Below are 23,455 nucleotides of genomic sequence, written 5' to 3' on the forward strand. Positions count from 1 at the left end.
CAAAACAGGTAACAAAAAGGGCGAACCGAAATTCGCCCTCATTTTTTGAATGTCGTATAAACGGTCGTGCTAAGCAGGATAGATCCGCAAGCGACGATTTGGCTCATCCCCAAAGCTAGAAGACTTGAGCCGATAATGCTCTACAAGTTCATGCTGCATTTTGCGAACCTTTGCCGATCGCGGCAGCAGTTCCACGGGCTGTCCTTTGGGAATCACAATTTGTTCGACTGCCAGCCGAGCTTCCTCCAGTGCTTCCAGTTCGTCTTCGCCGCCCTCATTAGAGAACAGGTGTAGATCGATTGGTTCCTCGACGCCGTCTTCCTCCATCTGCAGCATTCGCTGGAGGGCGCGAATCATTTGCGGGACGCTGTTTGCCTTCACGGCGTGAATGGGCACATGACGATGCTTGGCGATGCTTCGCAGCTTCGAGTGGTTTTTCAGGTGCGATCGCAGGGCGAGAACGGCGTCTGCATCATCGATGTCCTTGGTCAGGACGATCGGCAGATGCAGGGTGCGAATCACCTGCTCTAGCTGATGGCGACTAATGGCGTAGGGATAGACGTGCAGCGGCAGATCTTCTCCGTTTGGACCCGGCGTTTGTCTATACGAAGCAGCTCCGCTTGTAGCGTAATCACGCACAGGTTCCAGCGACGCGAGAGGCAGGCTTTCTAACGACTCATTCAGTAATCGATCGAACTGCTGCCGCTCTGATAAAGGACTCGAAGTGGCTTCATCGAACGCAATGCCCAGATCGCTCACTTCTTGACGCTTCAGCCCGATTGGAACCATTTGCCCCGAGGTGCGCCAGTTGCTCGAACTCACCGATCGCAGCGTACCGTTGCCGCCCAAGGGAGCCGATCGAAAGGTGGTTTGTCCGGCGGCGGGTGGAGGGGTTTCTCGGGCGATGTGGACTTTGCCGGATTCGTCTGTTGTGCGAAGCTGAGGCGAAGGCTGTCTGCCGCGCAGCAGCAAATCTACCGTCTCCGAGACGTTTTCATGCACAACCCACTTGTGTCGCTCCAGAATCTCGAGCGCAATATCAAACGTGGGTGGAGCCTTGCGTTCCAGCACACTCTTCTGGCTGCCCCGACGCCGTGCTTCTTCATCGCTTAAGGTAACAGACTGAATGCCGCCCACAAGATCGGAAAGCGTCGGGTTTTTGATCAGGTTTTCGATTTCGTTGCCGTGTGCCGTGCCCACAAGCTGAACACCGCGCTCTGCAATCGTCCGAGCTGCCAACGCCTCAAGCTCGGTTCCAATTTCGTCGATCACAATCACTTCCGGCATGTGGTTTTCGACCGCCTCAATCATCACATGATGCTGAAGCTCAGGACGAGACACCTGCATTCTTCTTGCCCGCCCGATCGCTGGATGGGGGATATCACCATCGCCTGCGATTTCGTTGGAAGTGTCAATAATCACAACGCGCTTGTTGAGATCGTCTGCCAGCACCCGCGCAATTTCCCGTAGAGCTGTTGTTTTGCCCACGCCAGGACGACCCAGCATCAGGATCGACTTGCCCGTTTCGACCAGATCGCGTATCATGCCGATCGTGCCAAAAACGGCTCGACCCACCCGACAGGTCAAACCAATCACGGCTCCTGCCCGGTTACGAATGGCGCTAATTCGGTGCAGGGTTTGCTCGATGCCTGCCCGGTTGTCGCCACTAAACATTCCGACGCGCTCAACGCAATAGTCCAGATCAGCTCTGGAAACCGGAGTGTCTGACAGATATTCAGAAGTCCCTGGAAAGCGAGCTTCGGGTCTGCGTCCCAGATCCAGCACGACCTCAACAAGCTGATTGCGTCGTGGATGGGAGACCAATTTGACTTGGATATCGGTTGGCAGAATTTCGAGCAGTTGATTCAGGTCGTCGGTGATTTGAAAGGCGGGCTGTGATTGATGTGCTTCAACTTCGATCGCAGAATGCTGGACTGGATCAGAAAAATGATTATCGTTGGATATCATGGACTGATTGATATTCACCTGATTGATATTCACCAAAATTGGGCTAGAGATAAGAGCGATGGACGTTAACCGGATGGAGCGAAGGCGGTCATAGGCTGCTTAATTTGGGAAACGAGAGTGTGAGCGGTTTGGACGGCTTGCCAGAGAAGATCAGAGTCCTCTAGCTGGATCTGGAACTGCTGTCGATCGAAGCTTTGTTCGGAACGGGAAGAATGAAACGGCACAAAGTCGTGTTCAGCAGAAGTACTTAGGGGAAATTGCTGGGAGGATTGTTCAAGCTGCTCAAGAATTGGAGCGAGGAGGGTTCGAGCATAGCTGCCGTAGGCAATTCCGGCAATGCGAAACGGTTCTTCCTGCCGCGCCTGCGAGGACGCCCCATTCCTTGCTACAGCATTAGGGGTTTTATCTAGCGAGAGCAAGCCCAGTGATTTGAGTTTACTCACGGTGTAGTAATTTGTGCCTCCAGCTAACTGAATATATCCAGGTAGTTTTGCCGCCAGCGCTTTTTGACCCAGTTTGACTGCTGCCAGTGTTGCGCCATTGCCAATATCACCACTCATAGGTCTACCGTCGGTTTGCCAAACTAAGGCACAGGGGAGTGGAGCCATGACTTCGTGCAGTGCCCACAGATAATCCACAAAGCCTTCCCCATCGGGGCAGCTAATCGCAATCAGCTTTAGCGTGGGGAGAAATGGCTCGATCGCTTGCCAGAGCCGCTTGAAGTCTGCCAATCGCCCAACTTGCGTATGAATCTCAACCGCATCTACACCAGATAACACCAGAGGGGCAACTGCCGCTGGAGAAAACACATAGGAACGAGTCGAAATTCGGTCAAAGGGACAAATCGGTACACAGCGACCGCAGCCGTAGCACTGGTCGTCAATCACGCCCGCCGATTCGCCATCCAGCCCTCGATCGGTTCCTCGACTAAACACGATCGCCTGTGCCGGACAAACCGTTTCACAGGGGCGGGTGCAATCAGGCGGACAGCAGGCAGGGTCAAACTCAGCTTTACGAAAGTGCGGGTCTTCGCCGTCGTTGAGGCTGACCATCAGCCAGGGTAAACCCTCGATTAAAAAACCACGCTGCTGAGCGGATTTTTGCAGGCTCATCGCCGATTCCAGGGCAGATTGAGCGGCATGAATCACGGCTGGGTCGGCGGCGACATCAATACAGTCGGCTCCAGCAAGCGCGTAGGCGAGGGCTAATGTCCGAACAGCAGGAAGGTGCTGATAACTGGCTCCGCAAATTAATTTGAACCAGTTGCCTTGCCTCAGTGAACGTAGGGGACGGTGCAAATCGGTCACCCTTACATACTAAAAGGTTATAGACAAAATGACAGGATCATTTGTCAGCAGTCTACTACAACTCTTTTGCTTTGATGTGTAGTGTGAACTGCGAAAGCAATATTTTTTACGCATCCGTTCATCTTTAGAAAGATTTCCGCCAAGGGGGACTCGAATCATTTAAGCCCCTCAAAAACAATCTATGGAATCGCTCGTTAACAAGGTTCACAAACGCGATCGAGCATTCTTTGGGTTGCTTCAGACTGAAGCTGCCTCAGTTCAATTGCAGCAATAAATTTCAGCATGATGGCTTTTCCTGATTGAGGTGAATGTATGCCAGCACAGCCATTATTATACTACATTTGCAGCTTGCATACTACATTCAGGTTAGTTGATGGGCGATCGGCTCTGTAGTACCTGTCAGGGTGATTTTCGCAAGCATTGAGGATAGGAGGAGTGTTATGAAATTTCCCATCTGTATTGTTGCCTAGATCCCCTAAGGCTAGGGACTTTGAGGTTTTATTTGCCTGGAACTAAGAGAGCCGATTATTCCTGATTTCAAATTCAGCAGCAACGGCTTAGGAGGTTCGATCAAAGGACATGAAAAAAAGCTGTTGCCGTCATTCAGAACGATCGTCTGAGTTCAGCAACAGCCAGAGCACGTTTTGTTTTGGAATCAACGCGCTACAAAATGCGAGGTTGACGCGACTACTGAATTACATCTCCTTCCCAGTTAAGCCAGTCTTGCGGCTTAAGAAAAATTTCGTAGAGCTGTGCTTCTCTTGTGCCGGATTCAGGCTGATAGCCATATTCCCAGCGTACCAGGGGCGGCAGCGACATCAAGATTGACTCGGTACGTCCGTTGGTTTGCAGACCGAAGATTGTGCCCCGATCGTAAACCAGATTAAATTCTACATAGCGACCGCGCCGATAAAGCTGGAAATCGCGCTCTCGATCGCCATATTCCGTATCTTTGCGACGTTCGACGATCGGCTCGTAGGCAGGCAGAAAGGCATTGCCGCAGTCCTGCACAAAGGCAAAAATTTCTTCCCAGTTGCGCTGATGAATGTTGCCGATCGAGTCACTGTATTGAGCGGCTAGACCCTTCTTATCAGGACCGTGATACAGCGTGTCGCGAGCATCCTGATAGTCAAAGAAAATGCCGCCGACCCCGCGTGTTTCCCCACGGTGCTTCAGATAAAAGTATTCATCGCACCACTGCTTAAAGGTTGGATAGTATTCGCTGTGGTGACGATCGCACGCTGCTTTCAGAGTCTGGTGAAAATGCTTCACATCTTCCACAAACGGATAGTAGGGCGTGAGGTCGATGCCGCCGCCAAACCACCATACCGGACCCGCCTCGAAGTAGCGATAGTTGAGGTGAACCGTCGGGATATAGGGATTCCGGGGATGCAGCACCATCGAAGTGCCCGTGGCATAGAAACCGTGTCCGGCGGCTTCGGGACGCTGAACCAGAATCGACGGCGGTAGATCCTTACCCCAAACCTCAGAGAAGTTGACGCCGCCCTGCTCAAAGATTCCCCCGTTTTTGATCACTCGCGATCGACCGCCGCCGCCTTCTTCGCGCTCCCAGCTATCTTGCTGAAATTGAGCCTGGCCGTCGAGTTCTTGAAGACGCTGGCAAATCTGGTCTTGAATCTGCTTCATAAAGGCACTGACTCGCGCTTTAGAGTCAGCCGGTGGCGTAGTTCCAGAGTTTGCTGCTGAAGTGGGGGGTACAGAAGATTTCACCATAGCTCTTTAAACGCTTCAATCTCTCTTGGTCAAATTCATTGGAACGATACGGAAACAGAGCGGCAGACAAGCTTTGTCAATTGTATTATTGTTTCAATTGTCTTATCTTGAGGCTCTCTTCTTAAGGCTCTCTGTTTAGCCTAGCCCGTTTTTTAGCCTGGTTTACTGAGAAATTCCATGCTTCGCTTTCCGATCGTTTCCATCCTGTTCGCTTCTGTACTTTAGGGGAAGGAGGACAACCGGATCTAGGAGGAGTGACAAATCTTTATATCTATTTGGTTATGAAGCGAAAGAAGCATTCAACCAGGACAGAACGGGTGTGAAAGCTAGCAGGAAAGGGAGTTTTCTTGCATTTCGCCTTTGATATTACTCGCGTTGCTTACTTTGCTGTTAACGAAGCTTTTGCATGGATGCTCTCGCTGAGTACCGGGCAGTTAAACAGGCTAATAAAGCACTCTTTCAGCAGCGATCGATTAATGGCGTGAAACTTGGTTTGCCCTTCTTTGCGAGTTTGCAGGAGTCCCGCCTCGCTCAACGTTTTGGAATGGTGGCAAAACAGTGCAAGGCTAATCTCAAGCTGAGCCGCAATTTCTGAGCCGCTCAGTTCCCCTTCGGTCATAGTGAGCCGCTCCACAATTCGCAGTCGGGTCGGATCGCCTAACGCTGCAAATATCTTCGCCCGTTGTTCAGTGTCCATTGAGGTCTTACCCTTACTCCACAGGAATCGCTACAAGAATTTCTAAGAGGCTGTTTTAGAAGTATGCAATGGGCTGCATTCACCCCCAACCCCCTACAAAGAAGAGACTTTTGATCCGGGTTTCAGGTCAAAGTCTCCCGAACGATCGGGACTTCAAACTCTATTCCGGTTCAAAGTTCCTCAAGCTGGGGGATTTAGGGGGCGGGGCGGGGCGGGTCGCCGTTTGCAGCTTTAAAGTATCTTCTTAGGATGTGATTCCATTCTAGATGGTTCTACCCTACTAATTAAATACTCAAGTAACCACTTGACCTAACAAATCGATCGCGTTACAGTAAAACTCAAATGGTTATTTAACTACTTCTGCTTACCTACTCATCCACCTACCTACCTACTCCTATGTCTACTCTCAAACTCCTCACTCCCATTCAACTCGGACCCTACGAACTGCCAAACCGTCTGGTCATGGCTCCCCTGACACGCAATCGAGCTAGTGCAGGCGACGTGCCGGTTGAACTTAACGCCACCTACTACGCCCAGCGTGCCTCTGCCGGGTTGATTGTAACTGAAGCGTCGCAAATCTCGCCGCAGGGAATGGGCTATCCGGCAACACCCGGAATTTACTCCGCCAAACAGATCGAAGGCTGGAAGCAAGTGACTCAGGCAGTGCATGAGAAGGGCGGACACATTTTTCTTCAGCTTTGGCATGTCGGGCGGATTTCTCACCCGTCACTTCAGCCCAACGGTGAACTGCCCGTTGCCCCCAGCGCGATCGCCCCTCAAGGCATGGCATCCACCTACACCGGGGAGCAGCCCTTTGTTATGCCTCGCGCCCTGGAGCTATCTGAGATTCCTGGCATTGTGGAGGATTATCGACAAGCGGCTAAAAATGCCCTTGAAGCAGGCTTTGATGGCGTTGAAGTCCACGGGGCAAACGGATATCTAATCGATCAGTTTCTTCAGGACGGCAGCAATCATCGCACCGATGAATATGGTGGATCGATCGAAAATCGTGCCCGTTTTTTAATGGAAGTTTTGGAAGCGATCGTTAGCGTATGGGGCAGCAATCGCGTGGGTCTGCGCCTGTCGCCCACCGGAACCTTTAACGATATGCACGACTCCAATCCGGCAGCCCTCTTTGGCTACGTGGTGAAGGAACTGAATCGCTTCAATCTGGCGTATTTGCATCTGGTCGAGCCGCGCTGGGATAACCCCGAAGTGCGCGACAAAACGAAAGACCTAGGCGCACATTTCTTCCGTCCGATTTATCAGGGCAAGATTATCAGTGCCGGAGGCTACAACCGCGAAACGGGAAATGCGGTGCTGGAGGCAGACGACGCAGATCTGATCGCCTACGGCAGATGGTTTATCTCGAATCCCGACTTGCCCAAACGGTTTGAGCTGAATGCCGAATTGAACCCCTACGATCGCAACACGTTCTACGGCGGTGACGGCAAAGGCTACACTGACTACCCTGCACTGGAGCGGCAAATCGCCTAGCTTACGTAGAAACAAAAAATCCCCAGCCAAAGCCAGGGATATTAATCAGGGTGCATCTACCACTACAGTCTTCCGGTATTTCACAATACATCCGGAAGATTTTTTCATATTGAGAACTATCACACGACGTAAAGAATCATTACCACTGCAAACGCCTGAAGGCGCATGGGGACAGGGTTCATGGCAACTTAGTAAATGGCAACTTAATCAGGCAACTTATAAACAGTCCTTGTAAAAAGCTCCTGTAGACGTTTCCTTCTGGTCTGGGTCACGCAGTTTAGAAACCTCCATGACAATTAAGCTCGTTAAATCCTTTTCTTCCCCGATTAATTCTTCCCAAGCGAGTACCCAAGCGAATGCGGGTCAAAAAAAGCTGTGGATGGCTGCGATTAAACCGCCGATGTATAGCGTGGCAATCATGCCGATCGCTCTGGGAAGTGCCGTTGCCTATGCGGAAAGCCAAACCTTTAACCTCCCCATTTTTCTCACCTTTGTGGTTTCCGCGATCTTGATCCTTGCCTGGGAAAACGTCAGCAATGATGTCTTTGATGCTGAAACCGGAATTGATCGCAACAAGCATCACTCGCTGGTGAATTTGACAGGAAATAAAACGCTGATTTTCTGGATCGGCAACCTGCTGCTGACGCTTGGGATTCTGGGCATCGTGTCGATCGCCTGGACCCAGCGCGACTTTACAATTTTGGGAATTATTCTGCTGTGCTGCGGGCTGGGGTATACCTATCAGGGTCCGCCTTTCCGGTTGGGCTATCAGGGACTGGGCGAAATTCTTTGCTTCTTCAGCTTTGGTCCGCTTGCCGTTGCTGCTGCCTACTACAGCCAAACTCAAACGTGGTCTGTCACAAGCCTCGCAGCCTCTGTCATTCTCGGTATCAGCACCAGCTTGATTCTGTTTTGCTCTCACTTTCATCAGGTTGCCGACGATCTGGCAGCCGGAAAACGATCGCCTATTGTCCGCCTAGGCACACAGCAATCGGCTGAACTGCTGCCCTGGGTCTGCGGGAGCCTTTATGCACTAACGCTGCTGGGTGTGGGGCTAAGCATCTTTCCTGTATGGACGATCGCCATTTTTGCCAGTCTACCGACCGCGTATCGCCTCTGTAGCCACGTCGGAAAAAACCACAATCAGCCCGATCGGGTCAACAACTGCAAATTCATCGCCGTCTCGCTGCACTTCTGGAGCGGCATTCTGCTCTGCCTGGGCTTTGCGATCGGCTAATCCCTCATTCCCCCATCTCCTCACCTCTCATCTCCCCATCTCCTCATGCCCCACCCCACGCTTCCTTTTCTCACCGACCTTGAATACCTTCCTTACCTGGACGACGAAGGACAGCTCATCGATCGCCCCTTTGGGATTGGTGTCTACGCGATTTTCGATCAGGCGAAAACCCTGCAGTATATTGGCTACTCGCGAGATGTGACACTGAGCCTCCGGCAGCATCTCGTTCGTCAGCCGCAAAAATGTTACTGGCTGAAGGTGCAGACGATCGAACGACCTAGCCGCACGTTGCTGGAAGACATTCGCACCGCCTGGATCAGCGAAAACGGCACTGTCCCACCGGGAAATGCTGCGGAAGAACCGCTCTGGAGCCAGGCGATCGATGCAAAAGAACAAATGACTGCTGAGGAACAGGCTGCCTTTGCCGCGATCGATGACCTCGGAAAAACAAAACTCCTGAAGCAGATTGCCCGTCGCGTCGAAGCTGAAGTGCTGACCCAGCTAGAACAGCGCGGCGTGAAGATGGCGGTTCGCTTTGATCCGAAACTGAAAGAAGAAGGGCTTTTGAGTTTGAAAAATTAGAAATTTTGTTTAACCTGTTTCAGTTAAAAGGGGGTTTGAGAAATGCTGAATGCTGCCCAAACCGCCCCCCCTAATCCCTCATAAATCATAAATAAGGGACTTTGAGCCGAAAAAGTGAAATCGAGACACTTGAAATCGAGACACTTACACAACCCGAAAACCCACAACCTGAAAACCGAGTCGGAAAACTTATGCTTATCCCTCTTCTGTCACTCTGCGCATAGGTAAATTAGGTTAAAGGGGCTGAACGTTAGGTTGCTGAGCATGATTGAGCAACGAGAACCAGTTGCCACTGTGGGCTTCATCAATGAATACTGTCAAGCCTACCGCCACCTGTTTGAGGATGTCAGGAGTTTTGAGCAGTTCAAGTTTTTGCACGTGGGCCTGTTGAGTGGACTAGCGCGTAAAACCCTACCTGCGATTGCTCAACTCGTTGGTCTTCAAAACGCTCAAAGTCTCCATCATTTCCTGCGCGGTGGTGTCTGGAGCGTTGAGCAACTGAGGGCAGTTCGCCTGAGCCTGATTGCACACACCGTTGGAGAACGCCGCATCGGGTTGTGCCTCGATGAGACGGGTGATGTCAAAAAGGGGCAAGCAACTGACTACGTTGCCAAGCAATACATTGGCAACATTGGACGTTTGTCCAATGGCATTGTTTCAGTTAATGCTTAGGCAGTGGTGGACAAACTCACCTACCCATTGTTGCTCAAGAGCTTCAAGCCCAAATCCCGGCTCGAACCCGATGACTCGTACAAAACCAAACCGCAACTTGCCATTGAAATTCTACAAGAAGTCAAAGCATTGGGCTTCGAGGTAGAGCTAGTTTTAGCGGACAGTTTGTATGGCGAAAGTGGGGATGTGATCAATACCATCGAGCAGTTCGGATGGTCTTACATTGTTGCCCTTCGCTCGAATCATGGTGTGCTTGTCGGACCGGGACAGCGAGTGCGCTACAACCGTTGGCGAGCATACGATCAGGCGCAGGTTGGACATCCCACCGAGCGCCGTCACATCCGCGAAATCATCTTCGGTGCGCGGCGCAAAACGCGCTACTTCCAAATTACCAAAGAGGGATAAATAACAAAAAGGCACGTTCTGCAATGCAATAAAAAATCCTCCATCTAAGATGAAGGATCAAGCTTTGTTTGAAGCACTGCCATTTTGACAGCGTTAGAGGAAGTTCGGGGAAATCAAACCGAGATTTTTAACTATGGCAACCACTCGACGATCGCTTCTTCCTTAGTATTTGTATTGCGTTCGGGCGTGGTGCGCGTAAATTCCAGGTGAACCGATCGCGTTTGCTCACCGTCGGCGGCAACTGCCATGATCGGGAAGTGAATCATGCCGTCCTGGAAAGACATCTGGAAACGGAATGTGCCGTCTGGATTGAGCTGAATTGGACGACCGCCGATCGTTACGGTAGCATCGGGTTCAGTTGCGCCATACACAATCAGTTCAGCATCGGCAATCAGCCAGAACTGACGCGGACGCATCGACGGTGAAAGCCCTGCTCCCGACATGCCCATGCCCGACATGGTATACATTCCTGCCCCGGACATGCCCATCCCCGAAGTTGTGTACATTCCTACCCCGGACATGCCCATCCCCGAAGTTGTGTACATTCCCGCGCCCGACATTCCAGCCGCACTCATGCCCACGCCAGACATCATACCCATGCCGGAGGTGGTGTAAGCTGTGCTGCCCATCATGCCTACCCCAGACATTCCCGCGCCCGACATTCTAGCCGCACCCATGCCCACGCCGGACATTCCCATGCCAGAGGTGGTGTAAGCTGTGCTGCCCATCATGCCTGCGCCCGACATTCCCATCCCGGAAGCCGTTGGCACTGCCCACTTGCCTACCCCCGATGGGAAAACATAGGAGCTGATTGCCTCTTCGGGAACCTGCTGCATCGAACCAAATACAGACCCTGCAACGCGCTGCGTCTCGGCAGACTGCGCCATTTCAAACACGCGATCGTAAACAGGACTAGCAACGCTTGCCACACTTGCCAACTGTCGGGTCGGATGAGGAAGCTCCTTCACCGTCTTGCCGCGCAGGTCATCTTCCCAAACAACAGTGATGAACTGGTCATCGATCCAGTCTGAGGGATAAACAGGCGGAATTCGCACCGGAGCCGATCGCGCCAGCATCAGCCAGCGACCGTCAAACGCCACGTAGCCAATTTCCACCACGTAATCTCGATCGCTTACCGGAATTGGCAAGTACCACTCCCGCGCCAGTTCGTCGCATTCATATTGCTGTAAGCTGTGCGGACGCTGAATTTCAACATTGATATCAGTCACGTCATAAAACCGCAGTGCCAAACGCACGCCCCCCTGCTGGCGCAGTTCTTCTTTTCGAGCCTTAGGAATATCCCAGTAGGCATAAGCCCATTGCGGGTCACGGGGCAGCAGCATGATGCGGGTTTCGCTATAGCCATCTGGCAACTCAGGCAATCCCTCATCTACAACGGCAAGAGCTAAGGCTGCCTCAATTTGTTCAGTTTGCTCTACATCAAGCCCAACATCAAATTTCGCTGCTTCCACTTCTGCCTGTGCTTCTAAAGAACGAGTTGAACTGGAAACAAACCGCGCCCGCTGAATTTCCTGGATTGAGCTAAGCAACTGGTCTTTTCTCATGCGGCTATAACGCGAGATGCCCAACTCGCTCGCAATTCGGCGGAGCTGCCGGAGGGTCATTTCTTCGATCGGCGGACGTTCTGTTGACATGGTCAGACCTCCAGATGTCTATCGTTTGAGCATGAGTGCCTTGATTCAAAGCTGAGAAAGAGAACAGAAACGACTGAATAAAGCTGGGAGTTCAATCCAATATCAAACCCATCAGTCTTTGGGATCGCAGGGGATCAATGTGTCCCTATCTTGCAGAAAATCAGCCTAAGAATCAAGTAGTTCAAAGCCTGATTCTAGTGAGATCAACGGAAACTCAGCGATCGGAACAGCAATAATGTCATGATTTTCTGACAAATGCCCGTTTGGGATCGGGTTGTGGGATCGACAATATCAAAGTTTCATGACATTGCGAGCCAACTGTCAGTTACGCTAGAAGCCCTGAAAAACGGAATGTAAGAAAGTTGTCCTTCCAGAGTGCTGGGAATCCCTATCTGCTTAGAGGAGATGCTCACCCCAATCGTCTGCCGTTGCTTAGCAGTCGATCGCCTGAATAGGTGTTGTAGGGTACGCAGTGCTTTTGCTTGTCGGCAACTCTCTATTTGCACAAGCCGTCTAGACTGTCACAATGGCTAAGGCATATTGGCCATGCTAAGGCTGACTCTAAGACCTGTTCATTTTTTACACACCATCATGTCTACCGATCGCCCCACTCAGGAACCTGCACCCCAACCCGATTCTCGGCAAAGTCGGCTGATTAGCAGCGTTCTGGCTCCGGCAGTTCGGCTGTGGCTGCGATCACAGGTTGAGTCTGTCGCAGATCTGCAATTTCAGCTTGAAGGAGGCGATCGACAACTCCTCTCAGGCTATGTGCCAAAAGTGTCGATCGCTGCACGGCAGGCAGTTTATCAAGGGCTCCATCTGAGTCAGGTTGCGCTGACAGGCGAAAATATTCGCGTCAATTTTGGGCAGGTTCTTCGCGGCAAACCCCTCCAATTGCTCGAAGTCGTCCCGGTCTTTGGTAATCTGACGCTGCACCAGCGCGATCTCACCGCTTCGCTTCAGGCTCCCCTGCTGGCAACTGCGCTATCCGACTTAATGACCGCTCTATTTCAGCCCGAAACGCGCCACCTCTTGCCCCCGGAACTCACTGCTGCGATTGGAACAGGTACGATTCACATCACTCAGCCCCAAATTGAACTCGGCAATCAGCAGCTTATCCTTGGCGGCATTTTGGCAAGTGCAATGAATAATTCCCCCGTCCGAGAACCTGCGATCGATTCGCTCCAACAAGGAACTGCTTTGCCTCGCCTCCCCTTTTTGCTGCGAACCGGAATTACGCAATTCAACGGCAGCCAGCTTTGCCTTGATCGTCCCGAACTGTTGCCCACGCTCACCGCAACCCAGGGAACTCCACTGCCCCATCTCCATCGGTTTGCGATTGATCTCGGTCAGGAAGTCGAGATTCAGGAACTCCTTTTGGAAGCGGAAAGGCTGGTGTGCCGGGGGAGGGTTAATGTAGTACCAGCGTAAGAAGTTATCGCGATCGGGTGCAGTAAACCTGCCAGCTCACCCCTCATTTCCTCATCCCCTCGGCTCCCCCGCTTACCAACTCCCGCTTATCAACTCCGGTTCACTAACTAAAGAAAAAACCTCCCCACCATATAGATCGCCGCCGTCAACAACTGCATCAGCATGACCGGAATCCCGTATCGCAGAAAAGTTTGGAACGGAATACGCTTGCCGTGCTGTTCTGCAATTCCTGCCGCCACAATGTTAGACGATGCACCAACGAGCGTTCCGTTACCGCCCAGCGTTGCACCGTACATCATTGCGTAAAACAGGGGCAGGACTTCAGTGGGAAACTGCCCGTTAAAGTCGGGAGTTAGCACTTCTGCGCTCACCAGCCCCACGTTAACGACATACTGCTTCAGCAGAGGAACCATTGCCACGACCAGGGGAATATTGGGCACGACGCTGGAAATAAGACCCACAAACAGGAGCAATGCCAGGGAACCCAGCAAGATATTTTGACCGAGGATGACGGCAAGAAGTCCTGATAAATTTCCAATAATGCCTGTTTTTTCGAGTCCGCCAATCAGGACAAAGATGCTCATAAAAAACAGCAGCGTACTCCAGTCAACATCGCGCAGAATATTGTGAACGGTGTCGATTTTGCTTTGGTGTGCCAGCAGGAGAGCCAGGGCAGCACCGAGCAGAGCAGACGCAGCCGGAGAAACGGGAATTGGCAGCAATTCGCCTGCCACAAAAAACACGAGTACCGCAACCACAATGATTCCGCCGAGCGCCAAAACACGGGGATGATTGATTTTGGGGTGGGGCAAGTGTTCCAGGTCGGTTAGCTGCTTATGCCAGATAGGGGAAAACAGGAACGGGGTCATGATCAGCAGGGTGACGATCGCCGCCGCGCCGCCCAGACTGAGCTGTGTAAGGTAATCCAGAAAGCTGATATTGACTGCATCCCCTACAATAAACGTTGCCGGATCGCCCACCAGCGTCAGCAGCCCGGCACTATTTGCCACAAACACCATCAAAATCAGCAGCGGCACAAAGTCAACGCCTACTTCCTGTGCCATCGGCGGAATCAGCGGAGCCAGAAGCATAACGGTGGTTGCATTCGGCAGCACGGCACAAATCGGCGTGGTAATCGCAATAATGCCAATCAGCAGCCGCTTTCCCTGCCCCTTTGCCAGGATGACTATCTGGGTCGCCAGGTAGTCGAAAATCTTGGTGGGTTCAAAGGCACGCACCAGCACCATTACGCCAAAAAACAGTGCCAGCGTCGGATAGCTGCCGCCCACGTAGTCGATCGCCTCAGTCAGCGTCATAACGTTGGTAAACACCAGCAACAGCGCGCCCAAAAAAGCTGCAACTGTAAGGTGAATCCATTCGGTCATTACAAACAGGATCACGCCCAGAAACGCTGCTCCTGCGACCCATGCCTGCCAGTTTTCCATCTTCCCCGCTTCTCCGATAAGACGATACAGACTTGGGAAGCTGAGGAGCCAGATCTTTGCAATCACTCATTCCAGAAATTCATCCCGGAAATGTCACAAAAATGCTGTCTCTGCTCAGTCTTCTCCCTTTGCCGACGGAGTTAGTTGACGGGCTAAGGCTGGGAAATGCCCTTTTGCAATCGAGACTCAACGCTAAGCTAAAACCCAGGCATTATCCTGACCGCAAATACGTCCCAAAAATTGATTCCTCCGTTTCGATTGCGCCGATCGAATGAAGGCGGTCGAATTAGGCTGACTTGATTCCAGCGATTTGAAATTAGGGAAATCCGATAAATTGCCGATCGGAGGTTTCGCCTTCGGGTCGGGAAAAAGCTCCTTTATTCCTTACTGAATTCAGCAATTCAAGCGGATTTGATACGAAATCACCAGGATTGGCTCAATCGTAGCACTGGTTTTCCGGGCATCATACCATTCTTGGTTTGAATGCAGATTTGGCAGCGATCGTACCGTTTTGCGATTTGCAGACTTGATGCCTGCCCAAATCCCCTTTCCTGAAGTCGATACAATCAAGGGAATTGCTTTTTTCGCTTGAGGCACTATGCAATTGAACTGGCAATTAAATTTGTGGCTCGCTGTGTTTACGTCTCCCGGACCCATGATCGGACCCCTGCCGATCCGCTGGTATGGATTGCTGATTGCCTCAGCCGTGCTGATCGGGGTGACGTTATCGACCTATTTGGCAAAAAAACGCGGTGTCAATCCAGATTTAATGAGCGATCTGGCGATTTGGCTGGTGGTGGCAGCGATTCCGGCGGCACGGATCTACTATGTGGCGTTTGAATGGGACAAATACGCCAGCAATCCCTCAGAGCTGATTGCAATCTGGCATGGGGGCATTGCGATTCACGGCGCGATTTTGGGTGGCATGATCGCCACGCTAATTTTTGCGAAACTGAACAAAGTTCCCTTCTGGCAGCTTGCCGATCTGGTGGCTCCGTCTCTGATTTTGGGACAGGCGATCGGGCGATGGGGCAATTTCTTTAACTCTGAGGCATTTGGCAGACCCACGAATGTGCCCTGGAAATTGTTTATTCCTCCGGCGCAGCGTCCTCCCGGCTATACGCAGTTTGAGTATTTCCATCCCACATTTCTCTACGAATCGCTGTGGAATTTGGGGGTGTTCGCAATTTTGATGGTGCTGTTTTTCCGGGGGCTGCGCGGTAAGTCTTCGCTGAAGCTGGGAACCCTCTTTCTCACCTATCTGGTATGCTACAGCCTGGGACGTTTCTGGATTGAAGGACTGCGGATGGATAGCCTGATGCTCGGTCCACTGCGAATCGCTCAGGTTGTGAGTCTAGTTGGAATTGCGATCGGGGCGATCGGCTTACTATGGCTCTATCCGCTCAACCGATCTTTGCCGGATGTCGTGTCGATCGCAGAAGTAAACGAAGCAGCGCGAGCAAACGCTCAGGATTCGGACAAAAGCCAGGTATAAATTGATTTTGATTTCTTTCGTAGTAAACCTCACCCAAACCGCTTATCCACAGCACCTGCCTGAGGATCTACCAAAGCACTTTCGTAAAACAGAAAAGCCCTAGAGCAATTTCCAGGGCTTGAATCAGGGTGCATCTATACCCTACTTTTACCGATGAACGGTCAAATGGGGGAATTTACGGATGAGATTTATCTAGTTTTTACAGAAGTTCTTGCTTTCTCAAAGTTTTTACAGGAACGACGCAGTGCTGTGCGACAAATTTAACTTTTGTGTGATTTCATAGAGCCGAATCAACCATGACGACTGAATTTGAACATCGATCAATACCCGCTGAAGATCAGTCTACTATTGCCCCGGCAGTGTACATTGTGGGGGCGGGACCCGGCGACCCAGAGCTTTTGACCCTGAAGGCATATCGGCTGCTGCGTCAGGCAGAGGTCATTCTGTTTGCCGATTCGCTTGTGCCGACTGCGATGCTGCAAATGGTGCATTCTGACGCGGAAGTGATTCGGACAGCAAACAAAACTCTGGAAGAGATTTTGCCCGTTATGGTGGATCGGGTGCGATCGGGTAAATCCGTTGTGCGCTTACACTCGGGTGATCCGAGCTTGTACGGAGCGGTGCATGAGCAGATGCAGGCACTTGTCGCTGCCGAGATTCCGTTTGAGGTGATTCCAGGAATCAGTGCGTTTCAGCTTGCCGCCGCCAAACTCAAGGTCGAACTCACCGTGCCCGGGCTGGTGCAGACCATCATCCTGACGCGAATTAGCGGACGCACCCAGGTTCCCGCCGCCGAAGAACTCTCCTCGCTTGCCGCGCATCAGGCGAGCTTGTGCCTTTACCTCAGTGCCCGCCATGTGCGCGAGGCGCAGGAAAAACTGATGCAGCACTATCCGCCCGATACACCCGTTGCGGTTTGCTTTCGCCTGGGCTGGTCAGACGAGCAGATCTGGATTGCCCCCCTGGCAGAAATGGCAGACCTAACCGAGCAAAAAGACCTGATTCGTACCACGATGTACGTCATCAGTCCGGCACTGCGATCGATTACCCCAGAGGGGAAGCTGCTTCACGATGCCCCAGACCCAAACGAGCAGAATTCCTATCGATCGCGCCTCTACAACCCAGAGCATACTCATTTGTTTCGTCCCCGCTAATGGGTTAACTATCCCGTGCAGTTTTGTCCCGGTACAATGGAACGAATAGAACAAGAACAGCCCAGAGAACTTTGGGAAGTCACGACTGGGAAAGTCACGGCGATGTCCCGAACTGCCCCCCTCGCACTGGAGGATTTAGGAGGCAACGCAGGACGTTGAACACTTTCCAGGGATGGTTCCAGGCTGAGCGGACACGATCGTTTGCTTAGGAGCAGGCACAATGCCTTCAGACTCATCTTCAGATGCAAATGCAAAAATGCAGCAGCTCCGTACGGTTAGGAAAAAGCTGCTGGCACTTCACAAAGCATTGCTGGACTCGGAAAAAGGAATCTACGAGCAGTTTTACGGCAGAATTCAAACCACAGGCGAATATTTTCGCTTAGTCACCAGCCACGATTGGTTTAGCTGGCTGCGTCCCATTTCGCAGTTTATTGTCCAAATGGACGACGTGATTCATGCGAAAGAACCGATTGCCCCTGAAACGATCGATCAACTCTTGCAGCAAGCCCAACAGCTTATGCAGCCCGATGCGGAAGGAACCAGCCTTAACAAACGCTATCTACACGCGATTCAGCGCGATCCGAATATTGCCCTGATGCACGCTGATTTCACACAGCAGTTTGCTTCCCAGTAGAAGGGAAGTAAAAGGGGGCTTGAGGAGTGGCAAGTCTCCGACATCGCCCCTGCAATTTCCCTTTCTAACCTCCACTTCGGGGGGCTTTGAGACTCTTGAAACTCAAATCAATCCACTCAAATTAATTGGAACTTGCTGGAATTCAAGACGAGTTAGGTTCTAATAAGAACGAATGCCAAACAGCAGAATATAGAACAAAAATCCTGACAAAATGCCGTAAGCGCAGGATAGAAGCGATCGAAACGGAAGGTTACGCGCCAGCAGCACCCACAGGCTCAGTGTTGTGGATAAACAAAACATCCCAAACAGCATGCCGTAGCGACTGTCTGGACCCACAAAATTGACAAAAGTGAGAAGCAGAACAACCCATCCGGCAAACAGAAAATAATACTTAAAGTCGGAAGCAGGTTGAGGCGATCGAAACGCTCTGGTAAAAAATGCGAGATAGGCAATAAGAATGGGCGGCAGGGCAGCGGTTGCCAGACTGCGAACACCAAACTCGACATTAAGGCTAAATGCCTGAATTAAAAGACTTAGCAGCGTTCCGCCTAGAACAGCATTAGACAGGGAAACAACAACACGGTTAAGCGCGTAGGCGATTGGATGCGTTCGCTTACGAACTTCTTCTTCAGCCAGTTCTTGAGAGGATCTCACCATTGTTTTTGGGATTGGAGGATTGCAGACAGAACGTTAAGCCAATGCTTTGTACCTATTCTTGAATGAAGCGCATTGTTTCGCCACTGTCGCAGGAGTGACGCGAGGGTAACAGCAAAGCCGTTCTGTTCCTACTCCAGATTGACGCATCGAGCGATCGCATCAGCCAAAAGGCGTTTGGGCCATGCGGGTTTCTACCTGCAAAACAAGCTTGCCGACCTCTGCTTTCATTTCACGAATGCGAATCTCCATGCCCTCGTACTGAAAGTAAGGAAGCTCCATGAGCTCTTTGACGCGCTGCATCATTGCCAGCATCAACTCTAGTGAAACTGCCCCGCCCCCATGACACTGAAACGACTCTAACAGCACGGGTCGATCGCCAATTTTATGATAGGCAGTTGCTGAAAAGCGGATGTGATGAATTTTTCCCTGCTCTGCGGACTGAACCGTAGCATCGATCGCAATTTTGCCATTTCCCGGAAAGCTAATTCTGAGAGGAGGTTGCAGCGCGATCGCGACCCTTTGACCGTTAATTTGAAACTTAAATGGCGGAATGCGGTTGACGATCGCCTGATTACTCATTGCCTGGTTCAGGTCTGCCTCAGTTAGCACGACTCGACTAGTGGCATTGAGAGGCTTATCAAGTTCGAGTTTACCCAGCAGCAGACTGATTGTGTTGAGGTCAAGCTCTTGGGTATGCAGCTCCATTTCCTCAACGCGCAAATCCTGAACCACCATGCCCTGACCCCGTACTGATACAGAGTCAGCCTGCCCTTGAATGACTTTCAGCAAATCCGTGCGGACATCAACTTTAATCTCCTCCGCATTGTCAAGCTGGCTTGAAAGGCCAAGCTGAATTGCCTGGGAAACAAAATGTTCATCAAGGCGCGGCTCTTCGGGCATGGCGGGTTCTCCTACCGGGGTTTAGAGAGCAGTCATGACTTGCAGCAGTTCCGCCGAAAGATCAATTCCAGCATGACGCTTTTTCTGAAACAGGACACCCGCCAGAAAGTAGATATTGGCAGAATAAAAGGCTTTGCGCTGCCTTTGCATTTCGCTGATCCAGTTGCGAACTTTGGGTTCTGAGCTGTAGTAGCCAAACTGGAGCGGTGTCACCATAAAGTCAGACACCTGATAGCCCTGATCGATCGCGTGTTCGATCGTGTCGATCGGATTAGAGTAAGCCGAGATCATCAGTATTACGTTCTCGCAGTCCACCGACAGCAGCTTTTTAGTAATCGTTGCGCCGTCTACCCCACCATGCAGCGCGGGCATACAGATGTCGTCGTCAGGGGCAGGAATGTAGGGCGGATTTGCAATCAGGTACTGAGGATTTTTGGACTTTAATCCTTCAAAAAAGCAGTGATTGTGAACAAAGTATTTGTCGTGAAGCTGATACTGTTTAATTCGGGCTTGTGCCAGCTCGCAGGCAGCCGAATTTAGCTCAAAGCCATGGATCTCACCTGCAAAGGGAGCCTTCAGCAAAGAGTGAATCACAGGACTGCCATCTCCTGCGCCAAATTCTACGGCGGTAATTGATTCTGTTCCCTGATTTAGCAGCATTTTCTCTAAGCACTGAGCATAAAAATGCGACTCTTCAGGACAGAAAAAAACCTTGTTGGGTGAATAGGTTTGTAAATCAGACTTTAATTCTTTAGATAACAGCTTTGTAGATGAATTAGTGGCTGACTCACTAAATGAGGTAGATGAGATAGAGGATTTGGACGAAGCGATCGAGTCCATCCCTTCTTTTAACTCAGTAGCGTTTAACCCGGTGACGTTTAGCAGTGCTTCTTGCATGAAAAATCCTCAGATGCGAATGGACGAACAAAACAACCGGGTAGGCAATCAGCACTACCCACAAGACTCCAGGGACATCCAGCCTTTACAGCACTGTGCCTGCTTGTTCGGCTGCCCGAATGATGTTAACGATCGCGGCTCCTGCTCGATCGCCCAATGCTTTTTCTTGGTCGTAGCCCAGCACAATTTCCCAGGCGTTTTCGGGATACATTTCGGCAAGCGGGAGAGCAACCTGCTGCACCATCCACTGACCATGCCGCTCATCTTCGCGAATGTGCAGTTCCCAGTAGCCCATTGCCGTATCAGAGAGGTTGAGACGCTGGGCAGCAGTCATGTAATCGCGATAGATTGACGGTCCCACGATTTCAAAATAGGTGAGTCCACCGTTGTAGCGCAGGAAGTGCCGCTTGCGCTCGGTCAGTAAAAAGTTGTGGTTCACACAGGCAAGCAGTTCCCACGGAGCCAAGTCGAAATAGCCCTCGGGTTTGGTGTTTAAGCCTAGCTCTGCCATCATGTTGGCGTAGAAAGTCGAGTGCTTTTTGTTGTATCGACCGTTGCCGTACTCTTCCATCAGCACCCGAATCAGCATGGCGTGAACTTCGTTGCTGGCTCCGCCCAAGATCCGAGACATTCGGCTAGCTTCGACCAGTCCATCTAGCGAGGCAATTGCCAGCAGCCAACGATAGCCTTCCAGCGACATTTCCTCGCGAATATATCGCTTACTTTCGGTGATTGGCGGCTCTAAATCTGCTTCTGCCCGATCGATCAATGCCTGGTTAATATCAGAAATCTGACGCAGGGCTTCTATATCTATCTGCGAATTTTCCCAGGCTTGCCAAACGTCCTCAATGCGATCGCGCACCCAATGAATGTAGAACGAGCGCTCATTGCGATAGTTTTGCAGATCATCAAACCAGAACAGGTTTAGACGATTAATTCGATAAAGAATTCGCTGTAAAAACAGGCTTGCAGCCGCATCAACCGTATTTCCATAAGCAGTGTCCAGCGCAGTGGCTAAAGCTGCCTCGAAATCATCCACGATCTCAGGATTTTGCTTGATCTGTTGGTCTAACGAATCATTCTCCAGCAAATTTACAAAGGTTTGTTCTGCTGCTTTATAATCTGGTGACGCGATCGCTGTTGAAGAATATCTCGTCTTTTCCTGAATCCAGCGATCGGGACTCAACGTTTCTATCATAGTTCGTTATTGAAATCGTTCTTGCCTATATTTCAACCACTGGCGCAATTCATCAAAAAAGAGAGTGCAAAACCTTATCTTTGTTCTAGAACTGCTGCTGTGTAATGGTTATTAATACCTTATCGAACAGAGGATTTTCTCACCGTCCATCTTTGGGAGGACAAATGAGAGAAAAATGAATATTTCTAAATAAGTGACTTGCGATACTGTAAAAAAATAGTTTTTCCTTTGATTTGCGGCGGTTTTTTATAAGGAAGGCATCCAGCTAGAGGTAGAAGGGTGGGGGCGGAGACGGGAAGAGGAGACAGGAGGAGGAGAAGGTGAGGGAAGGCGGGATGGAGAGATAAAGGGAAGATAGAAGAGAGCGAATTTGAGAGATTTAATGAACCAGGATTCAGGGTTTGTTCGATCGTTTTTGCGATTGTCGATCGTCAATGTGCTGTCGAATTTGATGGTTCCCCTGGCAGGAATTGTGGATGTTGCATTTTTGGGACATTTATCAGAGATTCGACATCTGGCAGGAGTTTCGCTGGCGACGGTGTTGTTTAACTACATTTACTGGACGTTTGGCTTTCTGCGAATGGGCACCACGGGCATGACGGCGCAGGCGATCGGGCGCAAGGATGAAACCGAAGCATTGGCGATCGGGTTACGACACGCTTTGATTGCGCTGGTAATTGGGGTGCTAATTTTGCTGTTGCAGGCTCCACTGCGGACGATCGGATTTGCGCTGCTGAGTGCTACGCCGGAAGTGAAGGCAGCAGGGCAGGACTACTTCCACGCACTGATTTGGGGTGCACCTGCAACGCTAATTAACTTTGTGCTGATGGGCTGGTATCTGGGACGCGGACAGAGCGGTAAAGTTCTGCTGCTTTCGGCGGTCAGCAACGGCAGCAATATTGTGCTGGACTATTTCTTTGTGGGGCAGTGGGGCTGGGCGAGTGCGGGTGCGGGATGGTCTACCGCGTTGAGCCAATATCTGATGCTGTTGATCGGTTTAGGGCTAATCAGCCGCGAGTTTCGCGGGCGCGATTTGCAGAAAGTCACCAAGCCACTCTGGGAGCGATCGGCTCTCGGCACAGTGTTCAGCCTGAATCGTGATATTTTGGTTCGCACGTTTGTGCTGGTGTCTACCTTTGCCTTGTTCACAAATCTGAGTTCGGCTTTCGGCACAGAGGTTTTGGCGACGAATACGGTTTTGCTTCAGGTCGTGACGCTAACGGCTTATTTTATCGATGGGTTTGCCTTTGCCACCGAAAGCTATGCCGGGCTGTTTCGCGGTCAGGGTACAGTAAAAGGCTTAACGCGGCTGCTAAGAATCGCCGGATATATGAGCTTAGCCGTTGGACTGCTGTTTGCGATCGCCTTTATCCTGCTGCCGCTTCCTTTGTTTGGCTTGATAACCGACCACCGTGCAATTCTCGATCGCATACCCCAATATGTTGTCTGGCTGCTGCCTGTGCTTGGCTTTGGATCGATCGCCTATATGCTCGATGGCTATTTTCTGGGTTTAACCGAAGGACCAATGCTGCGGCGGGCAGCAGTCATTTCAACGCTGGTCGGGTTCGTGCCAATGGCGCTCGTTGCCTGGTGGCTTCGCAGTTCCCATTTGCTCTGGCTGGCGCTGACGCTGTTTATGCTGGCGCGATCGATCACGTTAGCCATCAAAGTTCCTCAGACACTCAAGGATGAAGATTGAATTAATCTAGCTGAGATTCTAGGGGAGCATTCTCACTCGCCCACCCAGGCAACCGACCACTTCTCTGATGAATTCCCTGATGAATTCCCTGATGAATTTAATTCACCCTTTAATCCACTCTTTGCATCACTGAATTCCACATTACGACCTCAACTCCCCAGATGGGTGATTCCTGAACAATGCAAATATTT

General features: G+C 51.2%; 19 protein-coding genes, 1 pseudogene and 1 riboswitch. Of the genes and pseudogenes, 10 read left to right on the plus strand and 10 right to left on the minus strand.

Annotation, left to right across the window (positions count from 1 at the left end; genetic code table 11):
- Window positions 1–69: 69 nt before the first annotated feature.
- The 4 genes from NDA02_RS01155 to NDA02_RS01170 form a co-directional block, all read right to left on the minus strand.
- On the minus strand, window positions 70–1,968 hold the full coding sequence (locus NDA02_RS01155) for a R3H domain-containing nucleic acid-binding protein (RefSeq protein WP_190792898.1): 1,899 nt from the start codon (window positions 1,966–1,968) through the stop codon (window positions 70–72).
- A gap of 65 nt (window positions 1,969–2,033) precedes the next feature.
- A complete protein-coding gene (locus NDA02_RS01160) occupies window positions 2,034–3,275 on the minus strand; it encodes a circadian clock protein LdpA (RefSeq protein WP_190792899.1) in 1,242 nt (413 codons plus the stop codon).
- A gap of 687 nt (window positions 3,276–3,962) precedes the next feature.
- Window positions 3,963–5,009 carry an oxygen-dependent coproporphyrinogen oxidase gene (gene hemF, locus NDA02_RS01165; RefSeq protein WP_190792900.1) on the minus strand — a complete coding sequence of 349 codons (1,047 nt, stop codon included), beginning with the start codon at window positions 5,007–5,009 and terminating at the stop codon, window positions 3,963–3,965.
- A 379-nt stretch (window positions 5,010–5,388) separates the two neighbouring features.
- Window positions 5,389–5,706 carry a metalloregulator ArsR/SmtB family transcription factor gene (locus tag NDA02_RS01170; protein ID WP_190792901.1) on the minus strand — a complete coding sequence of 106 codons (318 nt, stop codon included), beginning with the start codon at window positions 5,704–5,706 and terminating at the stop codon, window positions 5,389–5,391.
- Between the two features lie 396 nt (window positions 5,707–6,102).
- Between NDA02_RS01170 and NDA02_RS01175 the strand changes: the two genes are divergently transcribed.
- The 4 genes and pseudogenes from NDA02_RS01175 to NDA02_RS01190 all read left to right on the plus strand — a co-directional run bounded on the left by NDA02_RS01175 (window position 6,103) and on the right by NDA02_RS01190 (window position 10,099).
- On the plus strand, window positions 6,103–7,203 hold the full coding sequence (locus NDA02_RS01175) for an alkene reductase (RefSeq protein ID WP_190792902.1): 1,101 nt from the start codon (window positions 6,103–6,105) through the stop codon (window positions 7,201–7,203).
- A gap of 379 nt (window positions 7,204–7,582) precedes the next feature.
- The gene (gene menA, locus NDA02_RS01180) at window positions 7,583–8,440 is read left to right on the plus strand and encodes a 2-carboxy-1,4-naphthoquinone phytyltransferase (RefSeq protein WP_277879203.1); all 858 of its coding nucleotides are present in this window, start codon (window positions 7,583–7,585) and stop codon (window positions 8,438–8,440) included.
- A 45-nt stretch (window positions 8,441–8,485) separates the two neighbouring features.
- Window positions 8,486–9,022 carry a GIY-YIG nuclease family protein gene (locus NDA02_RS01185; protein ID WP_348245768.1) on the plus strand — a complete coding sequence of 179 codons (537 nt, stop codon included), beginning with the start codon at window positions 8,486–8,488 and terminating at the stop codon, window positions 9,020–9,022.
- 264 nt (window positions 9,023–9,286) lie between these two features.
- Window positions 9,287–10,099: pseudogene (locus NDA02_RS01190) on the plus strand (transposase).
- Between the two features lie 131 nt (window positions 10,100–10,230).
- Here NDA02_RS01190 and NDA02_RS01195 read toward each other — a convergent pair.
- Complete coding sequence (locus tag NDA02_RS01195) at window positions 10,231–11,754, minus strand: DUF4912 domain-containing protein (protein WP_190792218.1); 1,524 nt, start codon at window positions 11,752–11,754, stop codon at window positions 10,231–10,233.
- Between the two features lie 591 nt (window positions 11,755–12,345).
- Here NDA02_RS01195 and NDA02_RS01200 point away from each other — a divergent pair.
- On the plus strand, window positions 12,346–13,185 hold the full coding sequence (locus NDA02_RS01200) for a DUF2993 domain-containing protein (protein ID WP_190792217.1): 840 nt from the start codon (window positions 12,346–12,348) through the stop codon (window positions 13,183–13,185).
- A 107-nt stretch (window positions 13,186–13,292) separates the two neighbouring features.
- On the opposite strand, the gene NDA02_RS01205 is transcribed toward NDA02_RS01200, so the two are convergent.
- Entirely contained in the window at window positions 13,293–14,630 is a 1,338-nt protein-coding gene (locus NDA02_RS01205; RefSeq protein WP_190792216.1) for an ArsB/NhaD family transporter, read from the minus strand.
- A gap of 115 nt (window positions 14,631–14,745) precedes the next feature.
- Window positions 14,746–14,933: riboswitch (cyclic di-AMP (ydaO/yuaA leader) on the minus strand.
- Window positions 14,934–15,228: 295 nt separating this feature from the next.
- On the opposite strand from NDA02_RS01205, the gene lgt reads away from it, so the two are divergent.
- The 4 genes from lgt to NDA02_RS01225 all read left to right on the plus strand — a co-directional run bounded on the left by lgt (window position 15,229) and on the right by NDA02_RS01225 (window position 17,913).
- A complete protein-coding gene (lgt, locus tag NDA02_RS01210; protein ID WP_190792215.1) occupies window positions 15,229–16,125 on the plus strand; it encodes a prolipoprotein diacylglyceryl transferase in 897 nt (298 codons plus the stop codon).
- Window positions 16,126–16,421: 296 nt separating this feature from the next.
- Window positions 16,422–17,279 carry a precorrin-4 C(11)-methyltransferase gene (gene cobM / locus NDA02_RS01215; protein ID WP_190792214.1) on the plus strand — a complete coding sequence of 286 codons (858 nt, stop codon included), beginning with the start codon at window positions 16,422–16,424 and terminating at the stop codon, window positions 17,277–17,279.
- A gap of 36 nt (window positions 17,280–17,315) precedes the next feature.
- Window positions 17,316–17,438 (plus strand): hypothetical protein, encoded by a 123-nt coding sequence (locus NDA02_RS01220; protein WP_277879156.1) that lies wholly within the window; start codon window positions 17,316–17,318, stop codon window positions 17,436–17,438.
- Between the two features lie 61 nt (window positions 17,439–17,499).
- The gene (locus NDA02_RS01225) at window positions 17,500–17,913 is read left to right on the plus strand and encodes a hypothetical protein (RefSeq protein WP_190792213.1); all 414 of its coding nucleotides are present in this window, start codon (window positions 17,500–17,502) and stop codon (window positions 17,911–17,913) included.
- A gap of 159 nt (window positions 17,914–18,072) precedes the next feature.
- On the opposite strand, the gene NDA02_RS01230 is transcribed toward NDA02_RS01225, so the two are convergent.
- From NDA02_RS01230 to NDA02_RS01245, 4 genes are all read right to left on the minus strand, one after another.
- Entirely contained in the window at window positions 18,073–18,570 is a 498-nt protein-coding gene (locus NDA02_RS01230; RefSeq protein WP_190792212.1) for a hypothetical protein, read from the minus strand.
- A 159-nt stretch (window positions 18,571–18,729) separates the two neighbouring features.
- On the minus strand, window positions 18,730–19,470 hold the full coding sequence (locus tag NDA02_RS01235; protein ID WP_190792211.1) for a DUF2993 domain-containing protein: 741 nt from the start codon (window positions 19,468–19,470) through the stop codon (window positions 18,730–18,732).
- 21 nt (window positions 19,471–19,491) lie between these two features.
- Window positions 19,492–20,367, minus strand: a complete 876-nt coding sequence (locus NDA02_RS01240; protein WP_348245771.1) for an SAM-dependent methyltransferase — start codon at window positions 20,365–20,367, stop codon at window positions 19,492–19,494.
- A gap of 85 nt (window positions 20,368–20,452) precedes the next feature.
- The gene (locus tag NDA02_RS01245) at window positions 20,453–21,565 is read right to left on the minus strand and encodes an iron-containing redox enzyme family protein (RefSeq protein ID WP_348254288.1); all 1,113 of its coding nucleotides are present in this window, start codon (window positions 21,563–21,565) and stop codon (window positions 20,453–20,455) included.
- Between the two features lie 382 nt (window positions 21,566–21,947).
- Between NDA02_RS01245 and gntT the strand changes: the two genes are divergently transcribed.
- The gene (gene gntT / locus NDA02_RS01250) at window positions 21,948–23,264 is read left to right on the plus strand and encodes a guanitoxin biosynthesis MATE family efflux transporter GntT (RefSeq protein WP_199296582.1); all 1,317 of its coding nucleotides are present in this window, start codon (window positions 21,948–21,950) and stop codon (window positions 23,262–23,264) included.
- Window positions 23,265–23,455 lie beyond the last annotated feature (191 nt).

Source organism: Leptolyngbya sp. ST-U4, from assembly GCF_039962215.1.
Lineage (GTDB): Bacteria > Cyanobacteriota > Cyanobacteriia > Elainellales > Elainellaceae > Leptolyngbya_A.